Raw genomic sequence first — 16,315 nt, forward strand, 5'->3', positions numbered from 1 at the left:
GTCGCCTTCTCATGTCAGCGACTGACATTAGCGTCCATCTTAGAAATGTGACATTTGCGCGGGGACGCTCAGCTCGCCTGGGCGGCCTCAATGCGATCGAAACCGGTGGCGTCGGCATAGGCCCGTGCGGCGCGGCGGACCGGATCGACATGGGCCCAGCCCACCTCTGCGTAGAGCCGTAGCTCGCCTGTCAGCTCGCCGTTCAGCCAGGCCCGGAACATGGGGCGAATGGTGGCGAACAGCACCGCCGCTTCGATCCGGGCATGCATGGACGGCGCGGACGCGCGGGCCAGATAGGCCTCGCGCCCATCAAGGGCGCAGGCCACCAGCCGATCGATCCGCGCCTGGTGTCCTCGCTCGACGACGGTGAGCTGGGGCGAAGTCTGGATGATCGTATAGATTGCGGAGATACGCTCGCGATTGGCGTCGAAATAGGCGGTCAACGAGCGAAAGGCCGAGCGGATAGCCTCGCCGGGATCGTCCCAGACCCGCATGGCCTCGTCAAGAAACCGCTCGAACCGTGCGACATAGTCGTAGTCGCCGTCGTAGAGGATCAACTCCTTGCGCGGAAAATGCCGGAACAGGGTGCGCTGAGTGACCCCGGCCTCGCGGGCGATCTGGTCGGTGGTGACCGCGTCGAACCCTTGTAGGCGAAAGAGCCGCAGGCTGACCTCGATGATCTGGGCGGCGGTGCGCTGCTTGGCCAGCGCGCGGGCGCCGTCCGCGGGCTTGGGCGGCTCGACTCGGATATCGTCTGGCTTCACCACTCACCTCACCCTGCTCGATGATGCCTACCGTGCGTTCGGCTTGATGTCAGCCTTTGACGCGAATTTCCGCTACCTGACTGCGTAAAGAGTTAAGCGAGGCCCGCCATGCCCTTGCCCAGGCGGTATTCGTTCACAAACAGGGCCGGATCGCCGATCGCACCCTGCAAAACCAGGAGCACCGCGCCTCGGGCCTCAATCTGGTGATCGCCGCCATCGCCCTGTGGAACACATTATATATGCAGCGCGCCGTCGAGCATCTCCAGGACAGGGAGGTCGCGGTGCCAGATGAGCTTCTGGCGCACCTGTCGCCGATGAGTTGGGCCCATATCGGCCTGACGGGCGACTATCTCTGGGCCGACGCCGCGACTGCAGGCGGGCTCAGGCCTCTCAACGACCGCGCCGCATAGCCCATATTCATGGTTCGTTCTTCAAAGCGTGTTCTGACGAACAAACCTTGAGGTAAGCCCTGTGGCTCTCGGCCTGACCCGCGGAACATTCGCCTACCTGTCGACCGAGAGTGCCCTTTCAGAGGACGGCGAAAGTGAGGGCGATGACGACGACGTTGATCCCGCCGCAGACGATGCGTCCCAAGCCGATCCGGCGACGCCGCGTCGGGTGACCCCGCTGGAGACCTGCCTGATGGGCGCGTTGTCTTCGCCGGGCGGTGAGGGCCGCGTGGTCTGGATCGATGATCGGATGACCAGCGGCTATCGCCGTAGCCAGGACAACCCGATCGTCACCGTCGTCGAGGTGCTGAACGCCCTCGTCAGCGCGGGCCGCATGACAGCCGCGGAACGCTTCGGCGCGCTGATGCGCCTCCGAAGAGGCGGCGCGGCATTCATCCCCATGACCGCGGACGAGGTCATGGCGTCGCTGCGACCCGCACCGATCCGTGGCGGTGTGCTGCGCGAGACGCCCGACCTCGCCGTCCTGAGGCGCAATCTCGCCTCGACGGGCCGGCTGGATCGCCACTTGTATGTCAGCCTGACCGGCGAACGGGCCAGCGAGCAGACCTTCTTCAGCACCCAGATGCGTTTGATGGAGCAATGCCTGCGCGCGGTCTGGAGCGAGGACGGCGTGACCGAGGAGGATCGCGTCGCGCGATCGGACTGGATCTGGGCGAGTCTGAAGCTGGAGCGGTGCGTGCGCCCCCTCCCGGTCGATCAGCCCGGAGATGGCAACCGCCTGATGGCCTCGATCTCGTTGGCGGGGCTGTTCGCACTTGGCGCGCAGATCGACGGGGGCCAGTATGCCGAACGCTTGGCCCGCCGAAAGGCCTACATCGACTGGCTCAGCCGCTGCGCCTTGGCGCCGCGCATGGGCCGCTCGAACAGGGCGTGGGTGTCGCGGCTGGTCGAACAATACCGGTCGCTCTACCAGGCGACCTTCGACCTGAAAGTCGCGCCAGAGGACATGAGGCTGGTCCGCAAGCTGCGCCACGACGAGATCATGGCTCTGCCGGACGCCTTGCGCGAACCCCTGATCGCGGATCCCGTATTTGCCGCCTCAGTAGGCCTGACGTCCCACACCCGGTTGTCCACCGGTGAACATGTCTTCGACAGCCAACCCTTGTGGTCCGCCTGCGCACGCGCTGTCCGGCAGGGCCAAGCCACCGTCAAGTCGGTCGATGGTCAGTCGGTCCCGTTGAGTTGGGCGGACCAACGGCTCACGGTCGGCGCGCCTCCCGGGATCGTCATGAACCTCCCCTTCGCCGAGGCGCTTGCCCTGACGGGCGAACCGCGCAGTGCGGCAATCCGGGCCTATGTGCAGACCCTAGACCTGCCGGCCGGAGTGCGTGACGAAGCCAACGCGACGGCGATCCGGTCGCGGTCGAAGACCGCCTTGGTCCAAACCCTGTTGCGAGCGCGGGAAAGCGTCGTCGAGCATCACTACAGTGAACTGGCCGAGGCCTTCGCCGGGTCGGGAGACATCCCGCTGCAAGGTCTGTTTCCCCCGCCGGCTCGAGCCGCCCTGCACGCTCTGCGGCTCGACGGAACCGGCCCCATTGAGGAACGCGTCCGTCAGGCATGGCTGAATCTTTCGACGTCCTTGGGCGATGATCAGGCGCTCTTGAGACTAGGTGGTCTGCCGGTCGACCTTTCCGACCTTGTCCCGGCCTTCACCCCAAGCTTTCCGCTCAGCGTTGTGGCCGCTCTGCATCTGACTGCGGCGCGTCGCAGGGCTGGAGCGGATGACGTGGTGTCGATCGAGGCCGTGCTGGCCCATCCGGACGAGGCGCACGGACTGCTGCTCGACTTGGTTGCCTGGTCCCGCAAGGCGTACGCCTCCGACCCGGACTGGCGCGCACTTCCGCTAGAGGAGCGGCTTGCCCTGTGCTGGGCGCATGCCCACCGCCTCCAGACCGTCCTGTGCGGCTTGACCGACGATTATGCGGACATCCGCCGACGGTTCGCTGATCATCAGCCCAGCACTCCGAGGGATGACCAGTTGGCTGGCGACCCGGCCTTCCACCGCGATCGCGCTGGGCCTGCTCTTCTGAGGCCCAGCTCCCTCGTTTATCACGGCCTCGCTTATGTGTTGGGGGGCGCGCCGGACTGGATGCGACTGCCGACGCCGCTCCAAGGCGAGTTGGCCACCCGCGTCCTTGCGTTCGCACCGGATCAGATTGGGCCCGACGCCGGGCTGCTTCTGGCCAGCGAGCACAGCACTAATGCGCTAGGGTCATGGCTCAATCGTACGCCTGAGGGCTTGCTCGCCTCCGACCTGGTGCCCGGAACCCTCCGGCGAGCCTATCTCCAAGCGGCCTTGAGCGAGATCGAGACAGGATCCGGCGCGCTGGACGCTTGGCGAATGGCGAGCCTCCTAGCCCGCCCGGGCTGCGCAGAGGCCGAAGCTGAGCGTTACTCCGCTGCGGTGGCGGCCCTCGATTTCTCGACCCTAGCCCTATCCCAAGATGGAATGACCCTTTGCCAAATAGCAGTCGAGGGGCTTCAGGCGCATCCTCTCGACGACGACGCCTTCTTCAGGATGATGCACGCCATCGCTGGCGGAGTTGCGAAGACGATGTCCAGCGCTGTTCGTTTGGACGACCCACGAACCGCCGATGTCGTGGATCCCGTCCTTATGGTTCTGATCGCCGGCTCCCGCGAAGACGATCCCGCCTCCACATACCGCCGGCTCTATTTAGGTGCCTTGGCCTGTGCGCGTGCATGGCCAGCGCTGGCTGTCGTTTTCCGTGCCTTGTTTGATCGCTGGTACAGCCAAGCAGACCCAGGCGTCGATGACCTTTGGGCGGCTGTGGTCGAGTTCAGGGCTTGGCCTTAACACAAGAAGTTGTCCACTCATCCGCCCTTAGCGATTAGATGGCCACTGGTCCGGCAGCGGACCTTCTCTCCGTCTGCAATGAGTCGAGGCTGTGTGAAAACGCCTCCGGAATGAGCGAATTAGGTTAGCCTCCTGAGGTCAGCAGGAGGTGGGTTGTGAGCCGCTTCGTTCAGGGTGCAGATCGCCGGCAGCAGACGCTGCTTCCCGAGTGTCTCGATGACTATGTGGCCGAGGATAATCCGGTCCGGGTGGTCGATGTCTTCGTCGACGAATTGGATCTGATCGGTCTGAGCTTCGAGGGTATGACGCCGGCGGCGACGGGCCGTCCGGCCTATCACCCGGCCATGCTGCTGAAGCTCTACGTCTACGGCTACCTGAACAAGGTGCAGTCGAGCCGGCGGTTGGAGCGCGAGGCGCAGCGCAACGTCGAGCTGATGTGGCTGACGGGGCGGCTGGCCCCGGATCACAAGACCATTGCCGACTTCCGCCGCGAGAATGGTCCGGCGATCCAGGCGGCCTGTGCGCAGTTCGTGGTCCTGTGCCGCCAGCTTGGCCTGTTCGGCGCGGCCTTGGTCGCCATCGACGGTTCAAAGTTCAAGGCGGTGAACACCCGCGACAAGAACTTCACCGCCTACAAGGTGAAGCGGCGGATCGAGCAGGTCGCCGAGCACATCGCCGGCTATTTGCGGGACCTCGACACGACCGACCGTCACGAGGGAGATGGCGTGGAGGCGCGATCGGTGAGGCTGGTCGAGAAGATCGGTCGCCTTCGCGCTCAGATGGCGATGTTGAAGGTCATGGAGGCTGAGGTCGAAGCGTCGCCTGATGGCCAGGTATCCCTGACCGATCCCGATGCTCGCGCCATGGCGACATCAGGCCGGGGGAGCGGCATCGTTGGCTACAACGTCCAGTCCGCCGTCGAGGGCGAGCATCACCTGATCGTCGCCCATGAGGTGGTGATGACCGGATCGGACAAGCAACAGCTGGCGAACATGGCTGGTCTAGCCAAGGACGCCATGGGCGTGGAGAGGCTCGATGTGCTGGCGGACCGGGGCTACTTCTCCGGCGAGGAGATCCTGGCCTGTGAGGCCCTGGGCGCGACGCCCTTCGTGCCAAAGACGCTGACGTCAGGCGCAAAGGCGAATGGGCGCTTCGGCAAGCAGGACTTCGTCTATCTGCCTGATCAAGACGTCTACCGTTGCCCGGCCGGCTCCCTGCTTCCATACCACATGACCGTCGTCGAAAGAGGCATGAAGCTGCATCGATACTGGGATCGGGCCAGTTGCACAGGCTGTAGCATCAAGGCTCAGTGCACGCCTGCGGTCGAGCGAAAGGTCACGCGCTGGGAGCATGAGGCGGTGATCGATGCCCTGCAAACCCGAATGGACCTGAGGCCCAAAGCCATGCGCGAGCGGCGAAGCCTGGTCGAACATCCGTTCGGCACCATCAAGGCCTGGATGGGCCACACCCACTTCCTGATGAAGCGGTTGCCCAACGTGAAGACCGAGATCAGCCTCCACATCCTGGCCTATAACATGAAGCGGGCGATGGCGGTGTTGGGGGCCAAGTCGCTGATAGACGCGATCAGAGCCTGAGAATGAGGCGCTCTGCGCATCATGCCGCTCGCGCACGCCCGCAGCTCAACTCGTTTTTACACAGCCTCAGTCACGAACGGCGGTTAAGCCTCAAGGTCTCAGAAGCGCCAGAAGCGGTCATTCGCCGGCTGCCGCAAACACGACATTCAGTGTGATCGAAAGTCGTAATTCCAGCTGACAGCCCATGACGGTTCCCGACCCGTTGCGGACATTCGGGACGTCCGTTCAGGCACCGCCTTTGGTTTTATCGCCCTATCGTGGTCTGCATGCGACTGGCGAACACGACCAGTCGTTGTAAGGTCGCTGAGCCAGCATGGAGACGAACGTGAACATTTTGCCTTACATTCTGATGATCGCGCTTAGCGTCGGGTTTCTGGCTTTGATTAGAAACCGTCCAGTTATCGAGGCGCGACCCCGCGGAGCAGCCCTTTATCGCGGCTTTCAGACCGCATTGGCGCTGGCGTGGGTCGCTCTCTTTGGCTGGCAAATGTTTGCACAGGGTTTCGAAATGGGTGGTGACGTAGCCCGTCGCGACGCCCGCGCCGAAGCGAGGGCTGCATCACGCGCGTAGCGATATGAGTTAGGTTGGATAATCAGCTCTCGGCCCAAGTCCAACGTCCGCTTCCCACCCGGAGCGGACATTCCGGTGAGCCGACCTAGACGCGAGCTCGTGCCTCGAGTCAGACACATGCGGGTCCGAAAAACGCCAGCCAATCAGTAGCCCGAAAAGCCGGAACCTGGCTGAGCGGGCTCAGACCGCCAATGTGGATGCCAAGCCCGCTCATTGCGCCGCCGGTAAAGGTAACTGAACTCGGAAGGTCGTGCCGCTGCCTACCCGGGTATCATACTCGATGAGCCCGCCCATTGAGGTCACCAGGCGCTTGGCCAGGGCCAGGCTCAGTCCCGCGCCATCAACAGAGCGGGTTGCGGAATCATCGCCTTGGCTGAAAGGCGTGAAGAGGCGGGACTGCGTTTCTTGCGACATGCCGACCCCAGTGTCGGCCACGATGAAGATCACGCTTTTCTCTGTCTGCTCCAGCGTCAAACGAACGGACCCCTGCGGGGTAAACTGGATAGCGTTGTCGATGATAGCGTGTAGAACTTTCGAGACCCTGCCGGCATCGCCGAGTCTTGGTCCTGCAGAACTGTAGTCCTCCATCAGCGCGAGCCGTTTGGCGACCGCCTTGTCTCGCAGACCTGCCACCACCTGAGCGAAGACCGTAGCGGGATCCATCGGCCGGACCTCGGGCTCCGAGAGCGCACTGTCGATGTGGGCCATCTCAAGGATCCGCTCGATCATGCTCAGGAGGTGCTCGCCGGATTGTTTAATAATATTGACCTGCGCCCGCTGCGGCCCTGTCAGGCCGCTCAGCAATACAATCTCGGCCATGCCGAGCACCCCATTTAGCGGCGTGCGCAGCTCATGGCTCATGTTGGCGAGGAAGCGCGACTTGACCACATTAGCAGCGTCGGCCGCGACTAGCGCTCCGCTGAGCGCCGCTTCGCTTTCGCTCAAGCGACGGACGTTTCCAGCAATGCGCCGCCACATCGAAGCGGCTGCGATCAGGAAGGCGATGAGGAAGCCCGCGAAAACGGGGACTACCCTGATCAGCACCTGCCGTCCGGGACGTGCAGGCGTCCACGACAGACCGGCCAGGGCCGACCCATCAGCGGACCGCAACACGGCGAGATGAGGCGCGTCCAACGCGGTCAGCCGGGGGGCCTGCAAACCCAGGTCGGCGCTCATTGAGGACATCAGGGCCTCAACAGGCTTGGCCGAGATCACGACGGCGTCCCGGGCCGGTCGCGCAACCGGAGCCTCTTCTTCTGGAACGATGGTCGCCGCTGCCACAAGATAGAGTTGCCCGTCCGCCCGCACGACACCCGATCGGGTCGCCACTCCGCTGAAACCCACCGCCGTGCGGCGCGGGGCCTCCGTGGAGTGTTTCCTGACCTCGGCAAGCAGCATCTGCGTTGCCGTGATCAATGGCGCCTCGCGGGCCGCGCTCACAGTTTCGCTGTCGCGCGACGCTTGCAGAAGCTGGCCCTGCTCGTCGAAGACCAGGGTGACGACGTGATCCATGTAATCAGCATAGTAGTCGCCGAAGTTGATCTGCATCCATTCCAGATCCCGGCTTTCAATCGCCGTGACGGCGTCGTTCCAGATCGTGGCGGAGGTGATGTCGTCGGTTATGCCAGTCAGGCTGCGCGCGATGCGGCGCTCGACCAGAGCTTGCTCATTCATGAGCGCACTGGCGTCGATGGCGCGGCTTACCAGCAGGAGAGCTATGACCATGCCCAAACAGACGACGCCTAGAACGAGAGCCGCGCCGGCTTTCATCAGCTGCATCTCGCGCCGTAGCGCAGGCAATGCATTGTTCATGTCGGACTCCCAACCCTTCCGTAGTGGGATGATCCATAGTCAGCCTTAAGACTTGGATACTTCTGACAAACTTAACCTCCTCGCAGTACCCGTTCCCCAAAAGGGGACTGGTTATGAAGCGCTTGGTGATAATCGCCGCGGGCCTGGGTGTCGCTTTGCCGGCTGCGGTGTCGGCGCAGGATGACGGCGGCGCTTGGAACGTCGAGGCTAGGATCGGAGCGGTCAGCGACTATCGCTTCCGCGGGTTGAGCTTGTCCGGGGGCGATCCGGCGTTGCAAGCGGGCGCAACCCTGTCGCACGCTTCTGGCTTTTACACTGATGTCTATCTGTCCAGCATTGAAGAATACGGTGCAGGGGATGACAGCGATGGGTCGGAACTCGAGGTGACGCTTACGGGCGGCTGGGCAGGTTCTTGGTTAGGGTTGGATTGGGACGCGGCCTTGTCGGCCTACCGATATCCCGGTGGCGACGAAGTCGACTATGTAGAGGCGCCGGTGCAGGTCAGCCGCGCTTTCGGCCCCGTCACCACAACCTTTGGCGTCGCTTTCGCTCCCGAGCAGCGGGCGCTCGGCGACGAGGACAATCGCTACGTCTGGACTAGCGTGGACTACGCGCCTGAATCCTGGACCGTCAGTCTGACCGCATCGATTGGCTATGAGGACGGCGCCTGGGCGCCCGACGGAAAGACCGACTGGCGTGTTGGCGGGTTCATGCCCGTAGGTGTCCTGACTGCCGGACTCGAGTGGATAGACAGCGACGTTGATAAAGGCGCGTTGGTCGCGAGCGTTTTCGCCAGCTTCTGAAGTTAGCCAGACGGGTTTTCGCTTTTGAGCCCATCGGCAGGACCGCTTCCCACCCCTAGCTGACATCGACCGCGACCGTTTTCCGGCCTGGAGGCCAACGTCCGCTCTCGGCCGTGAAGCCCAAGACTGAAATCGACCCATTGCGGACAGTTGCGGGTTCAAAGATGCTGATCGCATGACCGATCGTTTGTCTCTGATCCTGCTTATGGGCGCGGTGCATCTCGCAGGATGCGCCAAAGCACCTATTGAGCAATCGCTTACTGGAGTAAAATCCCGCCCTCCAGAGCGCTCTTTGGCTGCAACGCTTTCTCCCGGGCGCTACTGCCTCAAACGCGAAATGCTTGGGTACACAGGGACCGGCAAAGATGTGCCTCTTGGACCATTCCTCATGCAGATCCGTGTGACCGAAACCCCGGCCGGGTATGGAATGTCGTTCTGGAACAAGATGCCCGACAGCCCGCAGATACTCACTGCCCAAACTGACGTTGCCCGGATAACGACCGATGGCGGACTTGTCTTTGATTTCACAGACGGCTGGAGCAACCAAGGACGCATTCAAGTAAGCGCTGATGGAGAGGTTGTTCTGGTCCAGACGAGAACGGCTCCCGGGAACCAGATTGGTAGGAACTACGGTCGTTATACTGTCTCGACCGAGAACTGCTCTGCTCCGGAGTTCAATGATAAGGGTGACTGAGGAGGTGGGTACGTCCGCTAACCACCCTTAGCTGACATCGACCGCGACCGTTTTCCGGCCTGGAGGCGAACGTCCGCTTTCGGCGGCGAAGCTCAAGCCTGAAATCGACCCTATGCAGACATTCACGAAAAGACGGGACGACTTCAGTTGAACGGAATCCAACAACTGCCTTTCGGAAGACCAATCCCTTAGTGATTTATTTAGGCCAGTTGCCCCATGAACGTCCGGAGGTGCTGTTCTGTCTTTTCACATGCCCAGATCGCTGGAACTGACCATGGCGCCGCTAGCAATATTGGCCAGCACGGTCGCTATTGTGCTCATTTCCGCCCCGCCAGCCTCAGCGTTCGTGGTGACGGCGGTGTTTCCACCATGGTGGAGCGCTGCAGAAGTCCGTCGAGTGGTGACGCCGATGGGGGCGGCTGCCTCGTTTGGTCGGACGCCTAATATCGTCACGATTTATGGCGGGACCGATCTTCAACCCCAACTTCGCCGGGCAGGCGTCTGGCTTATTCTGGATCCCGGAATGCTGACCTGCGGCCCCGCGCCGGATGTCTCCAAATGACCTTTCAAACCCGTGATCTTGCTCATCAGCGTGCGGTGGGAAGCGATCTAATCACGCTGCTGTCATGGGGTCTTGCCGCAGTCGGGTTGGGTCAGAGCCTTCTGATGGGATCAGATCTCGTTAGATCAGTATTGCCTGTGCTGCTGCTCGCAGGCCTGCAGACGATGATCTGGAAGATGTTTCGATCCCGCTCGATTGGGCGGATGCTCTCGTCGATACTGCTGATGGCGCTGGTTTCGACCCTCGTGGCAGGCCTCGCGGGGCATGCCTATCAGATCGACATGCACATGGCCTATTTCGCGGCTCTCGCTGTCGTCGTCATCTACTGCGACTGGCGCGCCATCGTCGGCGCGGCCGCGACGGTCGCGGTCCACCATCTCGTCTTGAGTTTCGTCTTGCCAGACCTCGTGTTTCCGGGGTCAGCGGACCTGGGTCGCGTGATCTTCCACGCTGTTGTTCTGATTGTCGAAGCCGCCGTCCTTGCCTGGAGCGCAGCCAGCGTGACCGCTATGTTCGGTGCCAACGCCCTGAGCCAGGCAACGGCGGACGAGGCGACGGCACGTATCGTTCATGCCTCTGCGGCTTTGGAGGTTTCGCGTGTCGAAGCCGACCGCGTTGCCGGGGAAAAACGTGCCCTCGAGCTTGAAGTGGCTCGTGAGCAGGCCCTCATCGTCGAGCAAACTGCCGCAGGTCTTAGCGCGATGGCCCAAGGCGATGTTACCTACCGTATTCCTGGTCAGTTCCCCGCCCAATACGCCAAGCTCCAGGATGACTTTAACTTGGCGATCAGCGCGCTCCAATCCGATCTGAGGGTCATCAATACCAATGCTCGTTCCATTGTGTCTGGCGCGGTTGAAATCAGTAGCGCATCTGACGACTTGTCCCGCCGGACGGAACAGCAAGCCGCTAGCCTAGAACAGACGGCGGCAGCACTGGACCAGATAACAGCCACAGTTAGTCGCACGGCATCTGGCGCGAAAGAGGCGTCGGCAACCGTCCTTGCAGCCCGGAACGATGCAGAAGCCAGTGGTGAGGTGGTGCAGGAAGCGGTTTCCGCGATGGACGCGATCCATGCTTCCGCTCACCTGATCGGTCAGACCATCAGCGTGATCGACGAGATCGCATTCCAGACCAATCTACTGGCTCTGAATGCAGGTGTTGAAGCTGCACGCGCGGGCGAGTCCGGTCGAGGCTTTGCCGTGGTGGCATCTGAGGTCCGGGCACTCGCCCAGAGATCGGCAGTCGCGGCAAAGGAGATCAAAGTTCTGATCACCGGCTCAACAACGCAGGTTAACACCGGCGTCGCGTTGGTCGGCCAGACTGGAGAAGCGCTTAAGCGGATCGTGAGCCGGGTAGCCGAGATTGATAGCCTTGTTTCCGAGATAGCGGCATCCACCCAGGAGCAGGCAACAGGCCTTCGGGAGGTTAACACGGCCGTCAACATGATGGATCAGGTGACGCAGCAGAACGCCGCGATGGTGGAACAATCTACGGCGGCCAGCCAGAGCCTCAGCAACGAGGCTGGACAGCTTGTCGATTTGATTGCCCGCTTCAAGCTGGATGACCAGGCGCGAGAAATGCCTTCGAGACCTCATCAGAGTTCATCTAAGCTGCGTGTGGTTGCTTAGCCTGAGGGGCTCGACCCAACAAACTTCAGGCTTACAAGAGCGGCTTCCATGCCGGTCACCATCGACACGAACGAAAAGCTTCAGCGGGTGATCGTCACCGTTTCAGAAGGCACTCGCTAGGCGTCATTCGAGGCGGCTACGCTGGCAACAATAGCCAAGGAGCCTGATCCTATCGGAATGGACGTGGATCATCGACGATAGGGGTCCAATAGAAGATATCGATGTCGCGGGGGTGGCGCGCATCGGCGCAGATTTTCAGCGCCGAGTTCGTGATCCTCTACTTCGCACCTATACAGTTGTCGTCACGACCGACCGCTTCTTCGACACATGGCTTAGGGTGGTGGACATGAACCATGGAGCCCGGAATCACCTGGCAGCGCCAACGCTGACCGCAGCCTGTGCTTTAGTCGACAAACTCACGGCTGACTAAACTCCAAGCCAATCACAACAGATTGCCCAACTAAGCGCAGGCCCGCTGCCCACCCCTGCGAGACATTAGGGCAGTCCGCTTTCCGGCAGGCTGCCCCAAGCCGACTCAAAGGTCGATCTGCTCCGAAATCTCCAACGCGTCGTCCACTTCGATGCCGAGATATCTAACGGTGCTCTCCAGCTTTCCTTGGCCGAGCACGAGTTGGCAGGCGCGCAGGTTTCCGGTCTTCTTGTAGATCAAGGCTACCTTTGTCCGTCGAAGGCTAAGGGCCGGAGGTTCCGCAGATGCCCCGGCCAGTCTTCCAAATTTGCCAAGCCGTGCCGTGAGGCGATACGGCAGAGCTGTCGCGGCTCATGCCCGAACTGCGTCACGCGGCCCGGCTGGGCGAGGACACATTGGCCGGGCCGCATTACTGCGATGGGGAGTTGCAATGGATGACGGGACGCTGGAGCGGCGCGCTATGGGGGCTGAGCAGCTGGTCGCCGCCAAGATCACCGAGTTCGGGGCGCACTTGACGGCAGGCGACCGAGCAGCTGCCGAGCGAGCGCGGACGGAAGCCCTTGCCGCCCTGGAGGTTCACCTCGACCTGACCGATCAGTTGATCAGCCAGACGTTCGCGTAGGCCTGATCATCCATCAGAGCAGACTTGCGGGTTGAACAACGCGTTATCTAAAAGGCATCCGGGAGGAAACATCCGAACCGGCCTGTTCCGAACCTTCAGTGGCTCAGGGGCGGGCCAAACTTTGTCAGTCGGGTTGTGCGACTGGCGGCGTCCATCTGAATACGCGGTGGACCGCAGGCATGATCTCTTCAGATGATGGGCCCGCTTCCATCGCGGGGCTTCGATTGGCTCGCATCGGAGGAAGGCGGACATCGACCCGCAATCCAGCTTCCGCGAATTCCGCTTTAGGCGCAAAGCGCCCTACCCAATTCTGCTCCGGCGCGTCCGAAGTGCGCCAGTAGCGGACTTTGGCTTGGTGCCGGATTCCAGACGTTCAGCCAAGCTGGTCGATGCCAGAAGCGGAGGTCGCATCGGAGAGCAAATCCAAAGCCAGCATTTTAGCTTGGATTGGCCGCTACACGGCCATGAGGGCGGTTTGTGATTTGTGAGAAGTCTACTGTCGGGCGGCTTTAAGCTGCCCCGCCAACGCTTGGGCATGTCACGAACCCGGCCAACAAGCCCCCGCCTTGCAGTCAAAGGCAGGGGCCGCTCGGAGCCTCAGTCCCTGACCTGACCGTCTTGATCTGTAAGCTTGTACGCGAGAACCTGTGCATCCTCGATCTTCGGCAGGCCATCGAGCAACTCAGGGGTCTTGGCAACGAGCGCACGCCCGACCTTCCCCGCGAGATGGGTGAGCCGTCCGGCGTCACTCGGGAAGGTGTCGAATATGGCGAAGTCGTCGTGGCCGAAGCGGACCGCATACCATGTCGTCGTGTCCGGCTCCTCCATCACAGCCGCCAGCCCGTTGCGCAGGAAGGCCTCTAGATCAGCCTCCTTGCCAGGCTTTGCGCGCAGTCGCACGAACAGGGCCTTATTCACGGGTGGACGGGATTCAACATCGGCCATCTCGGTCTCCTTTCGAGTCTTTGGGCGTCACGCTAACTTGTCTCCACTCAACGTCCCCGCAAAGGGCTGATCGGAGACAGATTTCGTGAAACCGCTGTCGTTCAAGCGCCACCGTTTCCCGGCGGAGGTGATCCGCCATGCGGTGTGGCTGTATTTTCGCTTCAGCCTCAGCCTGCGCGATGTCGAGGAGATGCTGGCTCAACGCGGGATCGAGGTCAGCTACGAGACGATCCGTTGCTGGACGCGCAAGTTCGGCCCTTTGATCGCCAAGCGGCTGAGGAAGCGCCGGCCGGGGCCGTCGCCACTCTGGCATCTGGACGAAATGGTCTGTTGGATCGGCGGGCGGCGGATGTATCTCTGGCGCGCCGTGGACGACGAAGGCGAGGTGCTCGACCTCGTCGTTCAGCGACGACGGGATACGGAAGCGGCGTTGAAACTGCTGGGCCGCCTGCTGCGCAACCAGCCCGTTGAGCCGGAAAGGATCACGACCGATGGCTTGGCGTCATACGGTGCGGCGCTTCGGGAGCTTGGCCTCTCTCAGCTTCACCACCCAGGCCGCCTGCGAGAGAACAACCGGGTCGAGAACTCCCACCTGCCGATCCGACGACGAGAACGGCAGCAACAAGGCTTCAAGTCCCAGGCCTCGGCCCAACGTTTCCTCACCACCCACGCCGCGATCTACAACACCTTCAACGTCCAACGGCACCTGATCAGCCGCCCTACCCTTCGGCGCTTCCGCGCCCAGGCGGATGTCGCTTGGACGGCGGCTGTCGCCTAGATTGGACGGGGTTGAGCAAACTTCGTCCGAAGGCGGTTAAGTTGACAGCACCTGCAGGCTGGACACTCGCCTCAGCGCTGCAACCAACTGACGGCGACCTTCAAGTCCTGACAGTCGCGAAGCGATCGCGCGAGCAGGCACTCAAGACGGGTCCGGAGTTGCAGGCGATCCGCGTCGGAATGAAGATCCAATCCCATGCAGACGGCGACTTCGGGGCAGGTCAGGCCCAGCCGTCGAAGCGTGACTATTCTGCGAGCCCGATCCAGGGTGACTTCGGAGTAGAGACGCGAGCCGCCTCGCGTGCGAGCGGGCGCAAGAAGGCCGATCGTTTCGTAGTACCTTAGGGCGCGAGGCGTGGTGTCCAGTCTCCGGGCCAGCTCTGAAATCTTGATGGTCGTTGACCGCGGAGCCGCCGCTTTCGCAAGCGGTCGGCCAGACCGGGCCTTGGCAGGCGTCGCCTTCGACCTAACCGGCGTGCGCAAGGCCGCCGGCTCCTGAAAGTCCTCTAAAGATCAGATTCCGCTGCACCTCGCTGGTGCCGCCAAGAATCGTGTAGGCCCGCCCGAAGAGATATTGCAGCATGGCCAGTGCGCCGCCCTCCCCGCCAAGCATGGCTTCCGGACGATAGTCTTCGATGAAGCTGGACTGATCTCGCAAGGCGTCGTTGCCCAGAGCCCTGACGCCGATTTCCGCGATGTCCTGCTGCAGTTCCGTCACCGCCAGCTTCAGAATCGACGGACCCGCCGAGGAAGCCGCACCACGCTGCGCAAGAGCGGTCTGCCGTTGGTTGTACCCGTCTATTGCCAACAGGGTGATCTCGGCTTCCGCGAGCGCGGACTTCAGCGCATCACGCTCAAAGGCCAAATCTGGATCGCCAGCGGGATAGGTCTGATCGATCAAACAGGAAACCGCTTCGATCTGAGACCAGACCGTCAGCAGGGATCCCACGCCGTTCCGTTCGTGCTCGAGAAGGAATTTGGCGATGGACCATCCCGCGTTTTCCTGCCCGATCAGGTTTGCGACCGGGACATGGACCTCTGAGAAGAAGACCTCGTTCAAATGATGAAGGCCGTCGATGGATCGGATCGGCCTTACTTCGATACCCGGAGTCGCCATATCGATCAGCAAAAAGGAAATGCCCTGTTGGGCCCGCCCCTCGTCGCTCGTCCGGACGAGTGCGAACATCCAATCGGCCCGGTGCGCATAGGTTGTCCAGATCTTCTGTCCGTTGACGACATAGTGGTCGCCCACTCTCCGAGCACGCGTTCGCAGAGACGCCAGATCCGAGCCGGATCCAGGCTCCGAATATCCCTGACACCAGATCACCTCCCCGTCTCTCAACGGCGCCAGATGGCGAGCTTTCTGGGTCTCGTCGCCAAACGTGTAGAGAACCGGACCGATCATCTCGACAAAGACGCTGATCGGCGGCGCCTTGGCGCGCGCCAGCTCTTCCTCGAAGACAGCGAGATAGCCGGGCGGCCAGTCACATCCGCCATGCTCGACCGGCCACGTCGGAGTCGCCCAGCCCTGTTCGGCGAGGATGCGATGCCACGCCTGCTGGACCGTGTGATCGATCAACTGAGTGGTTCGAGGCGCTTCGGCGATGGCCGGGGGGAGCCTTTCTGCAAGGAACGCCCGCACCTGCGCGCGAAAGGCTTCAACGCCTGACGCCGAATTGGACGAAACGGACGCGGCTGGGGACATGAAACGCTCCTGACAGATCACTGAAGCGAACTTAGCGTGCTGCCCGACGTCGTTAGTCCCTCGCTGCAGGGACAGAGCGCCAGCCCGCTTCCCCCCACCTGTCCCGTTAGCCGGGACAG

13 protein-coding genes and 2 pseudogenes are annotated in these 16,315 nt (G+C 62.2%); 9 read left to right on the forward strand and 6 right to left on the reverse strand.

Going from position 1 to position 16,315, the window contains the following annotated elements; genetic code table 11:
* Window positions 1-68: 68 nt before the first annotated feature.
* Entirely contained in the window at window positions 69-764 is a 696-nt protein-coding gene (locus AC07NC_RS04760) for a TetR/AcrR family transcriptional regulator (protein WP_494568752.1), read from the reverse strand.
* Between the two features lie 98 nt (window positions 765-862).
* Here AC07NC_RS04760 and AC07NC_RS04765 point away from each other — a divergent pair.
* From AC07NC_RS04765 to AC07NC_RS04780, 4 genes and pseudogenes are all read left to right on the forward strand, one after another.
* Window positions 863-1,174 (forward strand): annotated as a pseudogene (locus AC07NC_RS04765) (Tn3 family transposase); the annotation flags it as partial.
* Between the two features lie 61 nt (window positions 1,175-1,235).
* On the forward strand, window positions 1,236-4,052 hold the full coding sequence (locus tag AC07NC_RS04770; RefSeq protein ID WP_494568753.1) for a hypothetical protein: 2,817 nt from the start codon (window positions 1,236-1,238) through the stop codon (window positions 4,050-4,052).
* A gap of 155 nt (window positions 4,053-4,207) precedes the next feature.
* Window positions 4,208-5,647, forward strand: coding sequence for an IS1182 family transposase (locus tag AC07NC_RS04775; protein WP_447941415.1), 1,440 nt, complete (start codon window positions 4,208-4,210; stop codon window positions 5,645-5,647).
* Between the two features lie 325 nt (window positions 5,648-5,972).
* The gene (locus AC07NC_RS04780) at window positions 5,973-6,218 is read left to right on the forward strand and encodes a hypothetical protein (RefSeq protein WP_494568754.1); all 246 of its coding nucleotides are present in this window, start codon (window positions 5,973-5,975) and stop codon (window positions 6,216-6,218) included.
* Between the two features lie 210 nt (window positions 6,219-6,428).
* Here the strand turns inward: AC07NC_RS04780 and AC07NC_RS04785 are convergent, their stop codons facing one another.
* Complete coding sequence (locus AC07NC_RS04785; protein ID WP_494568755.1) at window positions 6,429-8,030, reverse strand: sensor histidine kinase; 1,602 nt, start codon at window positions 8,028-8,030, stop codon at window positions 6,429-6,431.
* A 113-nt stretch (window positions 8,031-8,143) separates the two neighbouring features.
* On the opposite strand from AC07NC_RS04785, the gene AC07NC_RS04790 reads away from it, so the two are divergent.
* The 3 genes from AC07NC_RS04790 (at window position 8,144) to AC07NC_RS04800 (ending at window position 11,717) form a co-directional block, all read left to right on the forward strand.
* A complete protein-coding gene (locus AC07NC_RS04790) occupies window positions 8,144-8,833 on the forward strand; it encodes a TorF family putative porin (RefSeq protein WP_494568756.1) in 690 nt (229 codons plus the stop codon).
* Between the two features lie 175 nt (window positions 8,834-9,008).
* On the forward strand, window positions 9,009-9,527 hold the full coding sequence (locus AC07NC_RS04795; RefSeq protein ID WP_494568757.1) for a hypothetical protein: 519 nt from the start codon (window positions 9,009-9,011) through the stop codon (window positions 9,525-9,527).
* Window positions 9,528-10,085: 558 nt separating this feature from the next.
* Window positions 10,086-11,717 carry a methyl-accepting chemotaxis protein gene (locus AC07NC_RS04800; RefSeq protein ID WP_494568758.1) on the forward strand — a complete coding sequence of 544 codons (1,632 nt, stop codon included), beginning with the start codon at window positions 10,086-10,088 and terminating at the stop codon, window positions 11,715-11,717.
* A gap of 535 nt (window positions 11,718-12,252) precedes the next feature.
* Here AC07NC_RS04800 and AC07NC_RS04805 read toward each other — a convergent pair.
* Window positions 12,253-12,411 (reverse strand): annotated as a pseudogene (locus AC07NC_RS04805) (integrase); the annotation flags it as partial.
* A gap of 166 nt (window positions 12,412-12,577) precedes the next feature.
* On the opposite strand from AC07NC_RS04805, the gene AC07NC_RS04810 reads away from it, so the two are divergent.
* Complete coding sequence (locus tag AC07NC_RS04810) at window positions 12,578-12,769, forward strand: hypothetical protein (protein ID WP_312599465.1); 192 nt, start codon at window positions 12,578-12,580, stop codon at window positions 12,767-12,769.
* A 597-nt stretch (window positions 12,770-13,366) separates the two neighbouring features.
* Here AC07NC_RS04810 and AC07NC_RS04815 read toward each other — a convergent pair.
* Window positions 13,367-13,714: a putative quinol monooxygenase gene (locus AC07NC_RS04815; protein WP_494568759.1), complete on the reverse strand. Its 348-nt coding sequence runs from the start codon at window positions 13,712-13,714 to the stop codon at window positions 13,367-13,369.
* Between the two features lie 85 nt (window positions 13,715-13,799).
* On the opposite strand from AC07NC_RS04815, the gene AC07NC_RS04820 reads away from it, so the two are divergent.
* Window positions 13,800-14,492: an IS6 family transposase gene (locus AC07NC_RS04820; RefSeq protein WP_494568760.1), complete on the forward strand. Its 693-nt coding sequence runs from the start codon at window positions 13,800-13,802 to the stop codon at window positions 14,490-14,492.
* Between the two features lie 71 nt (window positions 14,493-14,563).
* Here AC07NC_RS04820 and AC07NC_RS04825 read toward each other — a convergent pair whose 3' ends face one another.
* Together AC07NC_RS04825 and AC07NC_RS04830 are read right to left on the reverse strand one after the other, a co-directional pair.
* The gene (locus AC07NC_RS04825) at window positions 14,564-14,974 is read right to left on the reverse strand and encodes a helix-turn-helix domain-containing protein (protein WP_490243917.1); all 411 of its coding nucleotides are present in this window, start codon (window positions 14,972-14,974) and stop codon (window positions 14,564-14,566) included.
* Window positions 14,958-16,196, reverse strand: coding sequence for an acyl-CoA dehydrogenase family protein (locus tag AC07NC_RS04830; protein WP_490243916.1), 1,239 nt, complete (start codon window positions 16,194-16,196; stop codon window positions 14,958-14,960). The genes AC07NC_RS04825 and AC07NC_RS04830 overlap by 17 nt, the downstream gene beginning before the upstream one ends.
* Between the last annotated feature and the right edge of the window lie 119 nt (window positions 16,197-16,315).

The sequence above is a fragment of the Brevundimonas sp. GW821-FHT10A07 genome (assembly GCF_059415785.1).